The 13900-nt window shown below is 51.4% G+C and carries 11 protein-coding genes; 5 read left to right on the top strand and 6 right to left on the bottom strand.

The window, feature by feature from the left end:
- Positions 1-186: 186 nt before the first annotated feature.
- The 4 genes from EV211_RS03650 to EV211_RS03665 form a co-directional block, all read right to left on the bottom strand.
- Positions 187-552, bottom strand: coding sequence for a hypothetical protein (locus EV211_RS03650; RefSeq protein WP_133528079.1), 366 nt, complete (start codon positions 550-552; stop codon positions 187-189).
- Positions 553-1713: 1161 nt separating this feature from the next.
- Positions 1714-3321 carry a HAMP domain-containing sensor histidine kinase gene (locus EV211_RS03655; protein ID WP_133528080.1) on the bottom strand — a complete coding sequence of 536 codons (1608 nt, stop codon included), beginning with the start codon at positions 3319-3321 and terminating at the stop codon, positions 1714-1716.
- Positions 3296-3982, bottom strand: coding sequence for a response regulator transcription factor (locus EV211_RS03660; RefSeq protein WP_133528081.1), 687 nt, complete (start codon positions 3980-3982; stop codon positions 3296-3298). The genes EV211_RS03655 and EV211_RS03660 overlap by 26 nt, the downstream gene beginning before the upstream one ends.
- A 164-nt stretch (positions 3983-4146) precedes the next feature.
- Entirely contained in the window at positions 4147-4461 is a 315-nt protein-coding gene (locus EV211_RS03665; protein WP_133528082.1) for a fibronectin type III domain-containing protein, read from the bottom strand.
- A 24-nt stretch (positions 4462-4485) separates the two neighbouring features.
- Here EV211_RS03665 and thiM point away from each other — a divergent pair, with 24 nt between their 5' ends.
- From thiM to EV211_RS03690, 5 genes are all read left to right on the top strand, one after another.
- Positions 4486-5307: a hydroxyethylthiazole kinase gene (thiM, locus tag EV211_RS03670; protein ID WP_133528083.1), complete on the top strand. Its 822-nt coding sequence runs from the start codon at positions 4486-4488 to the stop codon at positions 5305-5307.
- 169 nt (positions 5308-5476) lie between these two features.
- Positions 5477-6082 carry a thiamine phosphate synthase gene (gene thiE, locus EV211_RS03675; RefSeq protein ID WP_334295781.1) on the top strand — a complete coding sequence of 202 codons (606 nt, stop codon included), beginning with the start codon at positions 5477-5479 and terminating at the stop codon, positions 6080-6082.
- Positions 6083-7095: 1013 nt separating this feature from the next.
- Positions 7096-7956 (top strand): bifunctional hydroxymethylpyrimidine kinase/phosphomethylpyrimidine kinase, encoded by an 861-nt coding sequence (thiD, locus tag EV211_RS03680; RefSeq protein ID WP_133528084.1) that lies wholly within the window; start codon positions 7096-7098, stop codon positions 7954-7956.
- Positions 7949-9193, top strand: coding sequence for a putative hydroxymethylpyrimidine transporter CytX (gene cytX / locus EV211_RS03685; protein ID WP_133528085.1), 1245 nt, complete (start codon positions 7949-7951; stop codon positions 9191-9193). The genes thiD and cytX overlap by 8 nt, the downstream gene beginning before the upstream one ends.
- A 697-nt stretch (positions 9194-9890) precedes the next feature.
- Positions 9891-10082 (top strand): hypothetical protein, encoded by a 192-nt coding sequence (locus EV211_RS03690; protein ID WP_243108542.1) that lies wholly within the window; start codon positions 9891-9893, stop codon positions 10080-10082.
- Between the two features lie 681 nt (positions 10083-10763).
- Here EV211_RS03690 and EV211_RS03695 read toward each other — a convergent pair.
- A complete protein-coding gene (locus tag EV211_RS03695) occupies positions 10764-12101 on the bottom strand; it encodes a penicillin-binding transpeptidase domain-containing protein (RefSeq protein WP_133528086.1) in 1338 nt (445 codons plus the stop codon).
- On the bottom strand, positions 12098-13891 hold the full coding sequence (locus EV211_RS03700; protein WP_133528087.1) for an FtsW/RodA/SpoVE family cell cycle protein: 1794 nt from the start codon (positions 13889-13891) through the stop codon (positions 12098-12100). Before EV211_RS03700 ends, EV211_RS03695 begins: the two co-directional genes overlap by 4 nt.
- Positions 13892-13900 lie beyond the last annotated feature (9 nt).

Genomic DNA, 13900 nt, shown 5'->3' on the forward strand with positions numbered 1-13900 from the left:
GATTCCAAAAACGACTAAAAATCATAAAACACTTATTCGGGGTTTTCACCAAATTTAAAGGAAAGTAAATATTATTCGTAGGAATTGTATAGCGGCGGACATCCGCTATTTTTTACACAAAAAAACATGCGGCCGCAAAGCCGCACATCATAATTATCAGCGTGTCAAAATCATCTGCACTTATTTTTACTTGATCAGCTCTTCGATTTCTTCCAGACTCAGCCCCGTCAACTTAGAGACCTCTTCTTTAGACGTCGATTCGAGCATTTTACAGATCATATTTTTTCTTTCACTCTCGCGACCGACTTTCTCGCCTTCTTCACGACCATATCTGCGAGCGTCCATTATCTTTGCTTCTACTAACATATAACTGTGCCTCCCTTCGGGATCCATCCGCACCTTCGTTACCTCGTTTTCAATGTTGCGATAGAGCGGCTTCTCAGGAACTTTCTCCGGGTGCTCTATATATCCGAGCAACTCGATCAGCCTGTCCGATACAGGTCCTTTGTTTCCCTTAGTACTTAAGAATATTTTAGCCGTTTTATCGTTCAATTGCAACCCTGATTCTTCGTGGCAGTCGTTAGTGAAAGTGTATTTGTAATCGCCGTACCCGAATGGTTTTCTGCCTTCTTTTACTTTTTCTACAGCTACTTTCGATGTACATGAATCATACCATAGCTGGTAATAAATGTCAATAGTTAACAGGCAAATATTAACATTTATATATTGTCCAATCCGTCAATTATGTCCGTCCGTAATACCTCCCAGCATACATAGACTATCGTTCCACCAATGGTACAGTTATGCATAAACATATTCATCTTAGCAAACCTTAACCAAAAACGTCCCTGCCGAATTGAGGCAGGGAGTGGCCACGCGGCCAGCGGACGGCCAGCGGCCTATTTGCAACGCCTGCGTGAATCTGCTGCCAGCACCAGATGCGATCCCCATCATCATAAGACATCTCAAGACATCATAAGACATCATAAGACATCATAAGACATCTCAAAGCATTACATATAGCGCCGGAAAATATACTCAACGCCATATTTGCGATAACGGAAATGTTCTCCGATCATTTTTCCGCATCTGGAAATTTGTAGGTACTGTGGTTTCAAATGACTTAGTTGGTGCAGGTACGGGTGGCGATGTTCTACATGCCAGCAATTCCAATAAGTCTGGCAATATGGCAGGCCGGGAGATCCGGGCTGGCGCACCCATGGAGTCTATGCATGATTTCATGCATGATCGTTCCATTGGTGGAACAATAGGCCAAGTTGTTTTCCAACAAATCGCCATTATCGCCCTCTAAAAAAAGAACTTCTCTCGGAATTGGCCCAGACCCATTCCAACATATGACAATATTACCAATTAACTGGCAATATTGTCGGGTTGTCATCATTTCAACAGACTAAATTGATCATCAACAAACTGGATCTGCACTATTTGACATGAATTTTTTCCAAAACGTGCGGGGGTTCTTTTCTGAAGCGTCCGAAACGGGGTTTTGTTGGAAAACATGTCTGGCGGCCCCTAACCGGCCGCCGACGCTGGACCGGATCGCGCGGCCCCACTAAAAAAGCCCGCCGGGCAGGCGGGCTGGAGCAATCGTCGGGGCCGGGCAGGCGGGCTGGAGCTTGCGCTTATGCTGACGACCGGGCTACAGCTGGGGGCCGGCGCCTCGGGCCAAACCTTAGCATTTGGGCCCAGAGTTTATGTTTTGGCCAGGGCGACGGTCGCCTTGAACAGGTCGCCGTCTATATAGATATCGAAGTCGCCGCCCATGAGGTTGGTCAGATCCTTGGCAATTGCCAGGCCAAGGCCGCTGCCCTCAGTGTTGCGGGATTCGTCGCCGCGCTTGAAACGCTCCATAAGCTCATCGGCGTCAATGTTCAACTGATCGCGAGACATATTCTTCACCTCTAGAAGGACTTTGTCGTCTTCCTCGAGGATGTCGATGTAGGCACGGCTGTTAGGCAGAGCGTACTTGCTGACGTTGGTCAACATGTTTTCGATGACGCGCCAGAGAAGCTGGCCGTCGGCCATGACGTAGGCGTCCTCTGCCTTTGGCGTGAAGATCACCTGGATATTGTTCTTGGCCAGGTTTTCCTCCAGCTCGGCCATGGCCTGATTAGCAATGGAAATCATCTCTATGCGCTCCAGGTTTACTGGAATGTCTCCGCTGGAAGCCTTGGCAGCATCAAAAAGATCCTGAGTAAGCTTTTGCAAGCGGTTGGTTTTTTCGTCTATTATGCGCAGGTATTCCGGCGCATTCTCACTGTCAAGGCCTTCCTTTTTCAAAAGGTCCACGTAGGAAACCATTGAAGTCAGCGGCGTCTTCAGGTCGTGAGACACATTAGAAATAAGCTCCGACTTCATGCGCTGATTCTTCAGTTCGTTTTGAACGGCTATGTTCTGAGCCTCGCCGATGTCGTTGATGTCCGCAGCCAGACGCTCCAGCTCGCCATCGCCCTCCACCGGTATTTTGTATGAAAGATTGCCGCTTTTCACTTCGTTGACGCCGTCCTTGATAGCCTGATACTTTGCAAGCCACTTCGGCACGAAGATTATTATCAGCACGATCATTACCGCCGTGCCTATCCACGTAGCGCAGATCAGCGCAGCCAGGATCAGGAAAACCATCACATTAGAGAAGGTTTTGTCGCTGGCGCTGACAGCCCGGGCCCCGTAGTAACATATGGCACCGATGACAGTCTTTTTCCAGAAGCACCTGCTCTTCAGCTTTCTTGCTATGGACTGGACGATGGCCAGCTCCACGGCGAAGATGCCTGCCAGGAGCAACGCCGAACCGAAGATGCTCAGCCAGTAAGGCCGCATGGCCTCCGTGCCGAAGTCTCCGAAGATGCCCCAGTAATCGTCCGACATGCTGCCTTGGATGTTGAACAGGTTCGTCACCCATTTCCCCTGCAGTATGACAGTTGCTATGAAATATGAGGCGCCCAAATAAGCCGCGCCGACGCACACGCCCATGACCATCTGCAGATCCGCAAACAGCTTATCAAACCAGTTGAAGATGATCCGGTTGTCGGAGTCTTTCCTGCCGGTCTTCATTACGGACAGGACCAGGGCCACGCAGGTCACACAAAGGGCTGCGATGAAAATCGCCCAGACCCATGTCACGCTGCTGCTGAATGCCGACGCTGTTTTTTCGACGTAACCGTAGTCGCCGTACTGGGCCGCGTACAAAAAGTACAGCAGGAAGCCCACGAATGACGTGACTGATGCGCCGGCAACGAACAGTATGCTGCTTACCAGCCACGTTGTCCTTCTTTTATCATATTTTTTCAATTTTGTATCCAATTCCCCACACCACCTTTAAATATCTTGGATCTTTAGGATTTATCTCTATCTTTTCTCTGATTCGCCGGATATGGACTGCCACGGTATTCTCCGGATTGTAGGCAGGCTCTTTCCAGACTGCCTCGTATATCTGGTCCATGGAATACACGCGCCCCGCGTCCTTTACCAGCAGTTTTATTATGCCGAACTCTGTAGGCGTGACTGCGACCTCCTCCCCATCGACGGTCACGGTTTTCTCTTCATCGTCTACAACAAGTCCCCCTGATTTGTAAACCCCGGATTTCTTCTCCATACTGCCCAGGTCCACATATCTTCTCAGATTGGATTTGACCCTGGCAATAAGTTCCAATGGATTGAAGGGTTTGGTCACATAGTCGTCGGCGCCTACGTTCAGGCCTGTTATCTTGTCGTAGTCCTCCGACCTGGCAGACAACATTATGATGGGGATGTTCTTCTCCTCCCGGATCTTCATAGTCGCCTGTACCCCGTCCATTTTCGGCATCATTATGTCCATAATGATAAGATGGATCTTCTGATTATCTACTATGTCCAAAGCCTGCACCCCGTCGTATGCCTTGAACACCTGATACCCCTCGTTCCTCAGGTAGATCTCGATAGCCCCTGCTATCTCTTTATCATCATCACAAACAAGTATATTCATCTGCCGTCCCCTTTCTGTTTACAAATCTATACTAACCCACAGATATTGCGATTTAGTGGATATATTTCTTACGACTTTATTAAGAAATTATATCACAGATCGGCCGAATATCCAAAAAAGCAGAGGCCCCGAATGGAGCCTCCGCTGTGTGAACTTTCTAAGGTCTATTCAACTATTACTTCAACTGCCGCATTGCATCCGTTAGGAGCAACTACGTAGATAGTCGTAGTGCCGGCCTTAAGGCCTGTCACTGTGCCGTCTTTAGCTATGGTCAGAGTTTTCGTAGCGGTCACCTTGCTTGCGTTGTATTTGCCGTGGTGAGTGCCTACAGCGGTATGTGTGCTGAAGCTATGGCAAAGTTCTCCGTTAGCATCATAGGCGCAAACGCGATACTTGTATGAGCTGCCCCTCTTCAGGCCTTTAACCGTGTATGTAGTCTCTCCATTACGGTTTTTTTTGTACAGAAAGTACCCTGACAAAAATCAAAGGCAGAAAGGAACAATATGTTTAAAGAATCATTTGATAACCTCAGGACCAACAGTGCCCTGGTGCACAACATCACCAACTACGTGACCGTCAACGACGTGGCCAACGTTTTGCTGGCGGCGGGGGCCAGCCCCATCATGAGCGACGACATCGACGACGTGGCGGACATCACGGCCATCTGCGGCGGCCTGAACATCAACATCGGCACCCTCAACGGGAACACCATCCCGGCCATGTTCGCGGCCGGGGCCAAAGCCAACGCCCTGGGCCACAAAATCCTCCTGGACCCGGTCGGAGCAGGCGCAAGCAGGCTGCGTACGGACACGGCCCTGGACCTAATGCACAAAATCCACTTCGACGTGATCCGCGGAAATATCTCGGAGATCAAAACTCTGGCTACGGGCTCGGGCACTACGAAGGGGGTGGATGCTGACATTGCCGACGCAGTCACGGAGGATTCTCTGGAGTCGGCAGTGAAATTTGCCAAGGATCTTTCCAAAGCCGCGGGCTCCATCATCGCAATTACCGGAGCCATTGACCTGGTAACTGACGGCGACAAATGCTTCGTCATCAGAAACGGCCGACCGGAAATGGGGCTTATTACGGGAACGGGCTGTCAGTTGTCAGCTCTTATGACTGCTTTCATCGTGGCGAATCCTGATAACTGCTTGGAGTCTGCGGCTGCGGCGGTCTGCGCTATGGGTCTTGCCGGCGAGATTGGCTGGAGCCGTATGCAGCACGGCGACGGCAACTCCACTTACAGAAACCGCATCATCGACGCCGTGTATAATATGACCGGCGACGCACTGGAAGAAGGCGCTAAATATGAGATCAAGTAAGACCGGGGCCGACCAGGCCGCAACAATGACTGACCAGGCCGCAACAAGTTGCGGCCGCCGGCCTGACGCCGACTCTGCGGGTTGCGGCCGTCGGCCTGACGCGGACTCTACAGGTTGCGGCCGTCGGCCTGACGCCGACAGCCTGCGCCGGGCCCTACTCCTTTACGCCGTGACCGACCGGCACTGGCTGCATGGCGAAACTTTGTACTCCCAAGTAGAAAACACCCTGCGCGGCGGAGCCACCTTCATGCAGCTCCGTGAAAAAGCGCTTGACTACGACAACTTCCTAGCCGAAGCCAAAGACCTGCAAAGACTGTGCAGGAGCTACAGAGTACCTTTTGTTATAAACGACAATGTAGACATCGCCCTTGCCATGGACGCCGACGGAGTCCACGTGGGCCAAAACGACATGGAAGCCGGCGACGTGCGGGCGAAACTGGGACCGGGAAAAATTCTTGGAGTCTCGGCAGAAACCGTGGAAGAAGCCGTCCTGGCGGAAAAGCGGGGCGCGGACTACCTGGGCGTGGGAACAGTTTTCCCGACGAGATCCAAAGACGACGCCATACCAGTGAGCCACGAAACGCTCACCGCAATCTGCGACGCGGTCAGTATTCCGGTCATCGCAATCGGAGGCATAACCCTGTCGAATGCCGGTGAACTGGCGGGCAGCGGCATCTGCGGCATCGCAGTAATCAGCGCCATATTCGGGCAGCCGGATATCGAGGCGGCGACTGCTTGGTTGCTAGAAGCGACCCGGGAAATGATCGGGAAATAAGTTGGTCGCTGCGCGTTGTGCGGCATCCGGCGGACTCGCTGCGCGAAATTAGTCGGGACTAGCTGCGCGGAATCTGTCTAATGAATTAACCACAAATATTGGCTTAACCTACCTGCGCACGGATTGGGCTAATATCGGAGACGATAGTGCGGATTTTTCATTATTGTAAACCAAATTCGCACTTATCGGTTCAATCTGATAGGTCAAGGTGCGCAGCACTGGTGGCGAGATCCATAATTAGTAATTAATGGAAGAGAATTGAGTTCTAAACGCACTTTTTTCCCTCTCAAATAGCTGATACGTGCGCGGGTAATCGTTGGAATTCCAATATGCGCACCTCCATGCTCTGAGAACGGGAAATAAGTGCGGAAATACAATTGGGATCTGCCAAAATGCACCTTTGTTCCTCGATAAAGGGTAATACGTGCGTGCTCGCACTTATACGACCAAATGGCAGCAAGGAGGTGCGCGGCCAAGATTGGGAATCTGGCGGACTCGTAACGAGGAATCCGGCGGACTCGCTACGCGCAAGAATTGGCCTGAAACGATAGGCATTGTGGCGCGCTACCGAATATCAATGGGAGTAAACGCAAGAATCAGGGAAATTTCAGGGGCACTGTGGCGCGTAGGCAAATTTCTACGGTGACAGACGCAAGGTTCAGGGAAATTCCAAAGGCATTGTGGCGCGCAACCATTGGAATTGCAATCATGGAAGCCTGTATACGCCACACCGAGACTGTTTTGAGCCCGATCCTTGCGCGGAACCAGATACAGAAAGACTACCCCGCCACACAGAAGCCTTTTTGAGCCTGATTCTTGCGCGCAGGCACTTATGCGACCAAATGGCAGTAAGGAGGTGCGCGGCCAACCGGCCAACAGCCTTGCGCCCCGGCATCCCGACCAACCAGCCAGCGCAACCCAGTCCAACAACTACATAACAAGCTATCACAAATCCGCGGCGGATCTGGGGGCACCACTCCCGTCGCAATACAAAATTAATGTTAGGAGACAACATGGAAAAGAAAGTAGCATTAACGATCGCGGGGAGCGATTCCTGCGGAGGCGCCGGTATCCAGGCAGATATCAAAACCATGACAATGAATGGCGTATATGCCATGAGCGCTGTCACGGCTCTCACTGCCCAGAACACAACCGGCGTAAGAGATATAATGGAGGCAACTCCGAAGTTTTTGGGGGAGCAGCTGGACGCGGTTTTCGCGGACATCTTCCCGGACGCGGTTAAAATAGGAATGGTTTCGTCGACGGAACTCATCGACGTCATCGCCGACAAACTGACGGCCTACGGGGCCACCAACATCGTAGTGGATCCCGTAATGGTTGCAACCAGCGGGTCACGGCTGATTTCGGAAGACGCAGTGAGTACTCTTTGTGAACGACTCCTGCCCCTCGCCACAGTCATCACCCCAAACATACTTGAGGCAGAGATTTTGTCCGGGCTGACTATTGCAACACCTGACGACATGGTCACGGCTGCCAAGGCCATCTACGGCAAGTTCGGCTGCAACGTCCTGTGCAAAGGCGGGCACAACACCAATGACGCCAACGATTTGCTTTACGGGCGCGGCGGGATCAGGTGGTTCCGCGGCAGGCGCATCGACAATCCGAACACTCACGGCACGGGCTGCACGCTTTCCAGCGCTATAGCGTCGGGCCTCGCAAAAGGCCTGCCTCTGGAGGATTCTATCGAGGGCGCAAAGGCTTATTTGTCGGGGGCTCTTGCGGCGATGCTGGATCTTGGCGCGGGCAGCGGGCCTATGGACCACGGGTATTTGCTAGACGCGGGCGTTGACGCCGGCTCTGGCGTTGACGCCGGCCGCAACGCCCATGCCAAAGGAGGTGGTTGCCATGAGTAACAGGCGCACCTCGATTTTTGACAACGGCCTCATCTGGTTCGGCGCGGGAGTTTCCATCGCCGAAATCCTGACGGGGACATACTTCGCGCCGCTGGGCATGGCCAAAGGTCTGGCCGCCATCCTCATCGGCCACGGCATCGGCTGCGTGCTGCTGTTCCTGGCCGGCTACATCGGCGCCCTGTCACGGCGCAGCTCCATGGAAACCACCAAAATCAGCTTCGGCAACAAAGGCGGGCTTTTGTTTGCTTTCCTCAATGTGCTGCAGCTGGTGGGCTGGACGGCCATCATGATCTATGACGGGGCCCTGGCCGCCGGCGGGATTTTCGGCGTGGGCCACTGGGTCTGGTGCTTAGTCATCGGCGGGCTCATCGTCCTCTGGATCCTCATCGGCATTACGAACCTGGGCAAAATCAACACTGTGACTATGGCGGCTCTCTTCGTTCTGACGCTGATCCTATGCAAAGTGATTTTCTTCAGTGGCCACGGTGTGGCTGTGACGACGGGCTCACTTTCCTTCGGTGCCGCAGTTGAGCTGGCTGTGGCCATGCCACTTTCCTGGCTGCCGCTGATCAGCGACTACACCCGTGAGGCGGAAAAGCCTTTCGGCGCGACTCTCACCAGTGCTGCGACTTACGGCGCAGTGAGTGTCTGGATGTATCTCATTGGAATGGGTGCGGCGATTTTCACCGGCACCACGGACATTGCTTTGATTATGGTGAAGGCGGGCCTCGGCATTGCCGGCCTTCTGATCATCGTCTTCTCGACGGTGACCACCACATTCCTGGACGCATATTCCGCCGGCGTTTCCTCGGAATCAATTCACTCGAAGGTCGACGGCAAAACCGCGGCTATGGTTGTTACTGCCGTGGGCACGGCTTGTGCTATGGCCTTCCCCATGGATGACATCACTAACTTCCTGTACCTGATCGGCTCCGTATTCGCGCCGATGATTGCGATCCTCCTGGCGGATTTCTTTATATTGAAAAAGGACCGCCACACCAAAACCTTCTGCTGGGGCAATCTGGCGGTCTGGGCGGTGGGCTTCGTGCTCTATCGCTATTTGATGACGGTGGACCTGATCTGCGGAAACACCCTGCCGGACATTCTAGTCACCCTGGTCCTGACGATCTTGGTGAACAAAATTTCCTCTGTGGTTTCCGGCCGTTCGAGTGCCGGCCGCACGGATGCCTCGAGCCACGGTTCGGGCTCCAGGTCTGACTCCAATCGCACGGCGTAAGCCGGCGGCTGCCGGCCGCGCAGCGTAATATAATACGCGGGCGCCTTGGCCAGAGGTCGGGCCACCGACCACTGCACCTTGGCCGCCCGCACCTCTATCTATTAAATTAGGTCGATACGTGCGCTCGCGCACGTATCGACTCATATTTTTTATAAATAGTGCACTTAGGTCAAAAAATTCTGGCCTCCGCGCACGTATCTGGGATTCTCAGAGCATGGAGGTGCGCATATTGGAATTACAACAATTTCCTGCGCACGTATCAGCTATTTGAGAGGACAAAAAGTGCGTTTAGTCCTCAATTTTCTTCCATATATTACTATTTATGGTCGCTACTACCAGTACCGCGCACCTTGACCTCTTCAATCAATCCAATACGTGCGATTTTGGTTTACAATAATAATTAATTCGCACCATCGTCCCTGATATTTGCCCAATACGTGCGCAGGGATCTTCCCAGCCATTTTCTGTACATTCTTATTTTCCATTTATACCAATTTGAATCGCCTAATGGCAATCCGATTTATCATAATGCCAAACCGGCGCCGCGGGCTAGCCCACCCAAAAGGCTCAGGCCCGCGGGCGCCCGGGTTGATTACAATAAAAAGAAGTTACAGATGAAACCACAAATCGCAAGTTTGGATTTCATTATTGTTGCAGATATAGTATAATATAGACATAACAAGGAGGTGCATTCAGTATGATTAAGGAAACTAACAAACTAGATTCTATGTGTGGAGTATCAGACGAAGAATTAACATTAAGATTCCACGAGGCCGTTAGAATTGCTAATGAAATTAAAAAGGTTAAGGGTGTTCCAATAGCAAAATTTGATAAGAAGACTCGAAAAGCCTATTTAGAATATCCAGATGGCAGGAGAGAATATGAATAACACCGAAAACCAAAGATGATTGTACTTACTGGTTATAACGTAAGTAAACACTAAAAAATCCGAGTGGGTGCTCGGATTTTTTAAGTGCTTAGTTATTATCTTATTATTTGGGTTATTATGAGTTATTTATGAGAAAGAATGTTTTGAAAGGATTAATGAATTCTTTTGTCATTTCCTTTTGACAGTTATTATTATAGGAAATGAATGTGACGATAGTATGCCGATTGATAGTAGGCTATGTAAATAATGTGTGTCACCGCGTACATAATGCGTACATAATAGCCTCACATTTACATAGGCTATCGTTCCATCAATGGTACGTTACATACATTACTATTCTCTATACTCTCACGTTTATATGCAAGTTACGACAACCAAATTGTTATTCAAGCATTTTTTCGTTGCGCTAACTCTGCCGAAATGCCCTTGCATTTCTGGTAGTTTCTAAGGATTTCTAAAATATCTCGCCTCGTAATCGTTGCAATCACTCATTCACGAACAAAAAACAGCTATGCATATTTCTATGCATAACTGTACCATTGATGGAACAATACCCAACTGCCACAGTAAGGCATTTCGCACGCCTTGTATCGCAGGCTGCCCACGCACGCGGGCGTTTGCAGGGCGGCGAGCCGGCAGGCGATCGGCGAGCAAGCAGGCGCCCCGCCAGCAGAGCCCACCCTAGTTCGACGCGGCGGTGCTGGTGCTGACCAGCTTCTGAAGCACTTTGTTGGCTACAGGGCCAGCGACGGCGCTGCCGTAACCGCTGTCCTCAACGCAGACAATAAAGGCGTAAGGATAGTTGGAATTCTTGATGAATCCTGCGAACCAGGCGTTCGGATTCTTATTATACACTTCTGCCGTGCCGGACTTGGCGTAGATTTTCAGGCCCGGATAATTATACTGGCCGTATTCCGACGTGACATTATTTCGCATCATACTGCGGAGCTTGGTGGCAGTAGCTGAATCTATCATTTGATTAGTTTTCTCCGAAGTACCGAGAGAACTGTGGATCAGCTTAGGAACAGTACCTTTGCCGTCATTTGCGATTGCACTCAGATACACGAGCATCGAGCATGGATTCAACTGATCCTTCCACTGGCCGATTCCGGCCCAGGCCAGATTCAGCGTTGCATTGCTCGGGAACTCGAATGAACCTTTGGCGTTGTGGACGCCGTCTATATCATAAGACGTAGTCAGACCGCATTTTTTAACATAAGATTTCATAGTCGAAGCACCGATCTCCTGAGTCAGCTCAGAGAAACCGCAGTTGCAGGACTTGGCCAGGGCACTGCGGAAATTTACCGTGCCGTGAGCCTGAGTACAGGTTATCTTCTCACCATTAATATAGCGGGTGCCGCTGCAGGTATAAGTCCAGGAACTCAGATCATCCAGATTCTCGATAGCAGCCGCCGATGTGAGCAGCTTGAAAATCGAACCCGGAGTTATGGTGCCTGACAGGAACTTATTGATATAGGTCCCAGATTCAACAGTTGACGGCGGATCGGCCGGATCCAGAGTCGGCTTGCTTACCATGCAGATGATCTCGCCGGTCTTGTAATTATATACGCCGACACAGCCATTGTAACTGCCGAGAGCCTCATAAGCCGTTTTGCATATGTCCTTATCAATTGTAAGAGTTATGTCATTGCCTTTGCCCGTTATACTGTAAACGCCGGTCAGCGTGTTATAACCCACAAGCTTATCTTTGAAGGCGCTTTCCGCCGAAGTGGAAATATTGCCGTCCATATCGCCAACCGCGTGGACCGTGGCCATTCTGGTTTCTTTGTCGCTGCTGTATTTGACGATGCCGCCGCCATTCTTCGCCAGGATATTGCCGTTGACATCGTAGATTTTGCCGATGGAAAGCCTGCCGCTGTCGTAAATGTGGCTGTTGGCGTAGTATGTCGCCCAGTCGTCGCCCACCAGGACGAACTTCACTACGAAGACACAAAGGCCCGCAAACAGCACAGCCGCCAGCAAAAGGCACAGCACTGCTCTTTTTTCTAACTTTTTCACAGTTCATCGCCCCCTTCACTTGTCAGACCTTTGTCCGACATACTCACTGCTATGCTTGCGTTTTGCCGCGTGTCCGCCGCCTTCAGGAAGGCCAGCAATCCCCAGGATGCTATCATGGATGTTCCGCCGCTGGCTACGAATGGGAAAGTTACGCCCGTCAGCGGGAACAGATCCACGGATCCGAAAACGTTAAGTATAGTCTGGAACAGGAACAGTGACATAGCCGAGCATGCGGCTATGGTGTAATATGTGGAACGCCCTGCCCATATGGACCGGAAGGCGAATATCGACAAGGTGATTATGGCCATGACCGCCATGATTGCAATGATCAGGCCCCACTCCTCGGCGAGAACGCCGAAGACCAGGTCAGTCTCCGAGGCCACGACATTTCTGAGCCAGCCTTTGCCGGCGCCCAGTCCCACAAAACCTCCGCTGGCAGCGGCCGACATGGTCCGCGTCTGTTGATAGCCCGCGGAATCAGCGTACTCCCAGACATGACCCCAGACCGCGAATCTGTCCGCTACGTAGGATTTGAACCTGATGACCAGCAAACCCCCGACGAAGGCAACGCCAACGATCAGGATGAGTTTTGTAAAATCCCCGCTCCGCAGGAAAGAAATTATCAGGAATGTGACAAAGAAAATTATCGCCGTGCCGAAGTCACCCATAAGTGCCAGGCAGCCGAAGCAGAAAACCGAAAACCCTGTAAATATGAGGGAATTTTTCTTTCGGAACAGTTCGTCCATAGATGCGGCACCGACCCAGATGAAGGCCAGCTTCACGATCTCCGAAGGCTGAAATGAAAATCCGCCTAACTGGATCCAGTTGGAAGCGCCGTTCTTGGTCGTTGCAAATGCAAGGTTGAAAAGCAGCAGCAGTGCCGCCGCGATATACATGAATTTCTTGATTTCGATAGTTCTGTCCAGGTCCCTCAGATAAGTGCACATGAAGAAGAACAGCGCCACGCCGACTCCGATAGCGATGAACTGCTTGAACACCTGATCCGGCAGGCAACTTGACGTGACCGCCAGGCTCAGGGTCGACAGGAAAAACGCTATGATTTCCAGCTCGAATCCTTTGCGGCGCATGGTTCTGAGGATGATCACATAGGCCCACATAAGGGCGCAGAGTCCTGCGAATGCCAGCATGTTCAGGGTAGTGAATTTTTCGCCCAGGGCAAAATGCAACTGGATGACCGTCAGTATCTGGAACAAAGTTATTGCCAGAAGTGATGGCCACGGTGAAATAAGCCGCGTGTCCTCGGTCCGCAACTGTACGTTGTTCCGGTGCTCTTCAAGACTGATGGGGAACAAAGTGCAGACGGCGGCGCCCAGCATTATGGTATCGCCGACTTTTACCTCTGTCGGTATGTAAGGCCTGGCCTTGACGCCGTTGATTATGGCTCCGTTCTTGGATCCCAGGTCCATGTATGTCCAAATGCCGTCGTTGTCACGGGTCAATGTCCCGTGGTTCCTGGAAACGCTCAGATCGTCCACCTGGATGTCGCAGCTCTTGGCTCTGCCGATGACGTTTTCCCAATGGGTAAGCGGCAGATTCTCATAATCGCCTATATGCAAGTATGCCCAGACTTCCGAAGGGTTCTTACTCTTCAGAAGGGACAGTATCGATTTCAGCAATATAAACAGGGCGAGGAAAATAAAGACCCATCTGACGATCGCCGTGTATATGAGCGCGACGCTGTCCGTCGCCGTAAACACTGTCGTGGCGCTTTCCATGATGTTCTCGAAAAATTTTCCTATGCCCTCTAGAATTCCCTGTACTATCTCCATAAAACACTC

The organism is Aminicella lysinilytica (genome assembly GCF_004362975.1).
GTDB lineage: Bacteria > Bacillota > Clostridia > Peptostreptococcales > Anaerovoracaceae > Aminicella > Aminicella lysinilytica.

Bases quoted from the DNA above. Each gene is read 5' to 3' on its own strand.
- EV211_RS03660 (WP_133528081.1), bottom strand. From the start codon at position 3,982: ATGAATATACTTGTTTGTGATGATGATAAAGAGATAGCAGGGGCTATC.
- EV211_RS03700 (WP_133528087.1), bottom strand. From the start codon at position 13,891: ATGGAGATAGTACAGGGAATTCTAGAGGGCATAGGAAAATTTTTCGAG.
- cytX (WP_133528085.1), top strand. From the start codon at position 7,949: ATGAGTAACAGGCGCACCTCGATTTTTGACAACGGCCTCATCTGGTTC.
- EV211_RS03690 (WP_243108542.1), top strand. From the start codon at position 9,891: ATGATTAAGGAAACTAACAAACTAGATTCTATGTGTGGAGTATCAGAC.
- thiD (WP_133528084.1), top strand. From the start codon at position 7,096: ATGGAAAAGAAAGTAGCATTAACGATCGCGGGGAGCGATTCCTGCGGA.
- thiM (WP_133528083.1), top strand. From the start codon at position 4,486: ATGTTTAAAGAATCATTTGATAACCTCAGGACCAACAGTGCCCTGGTG.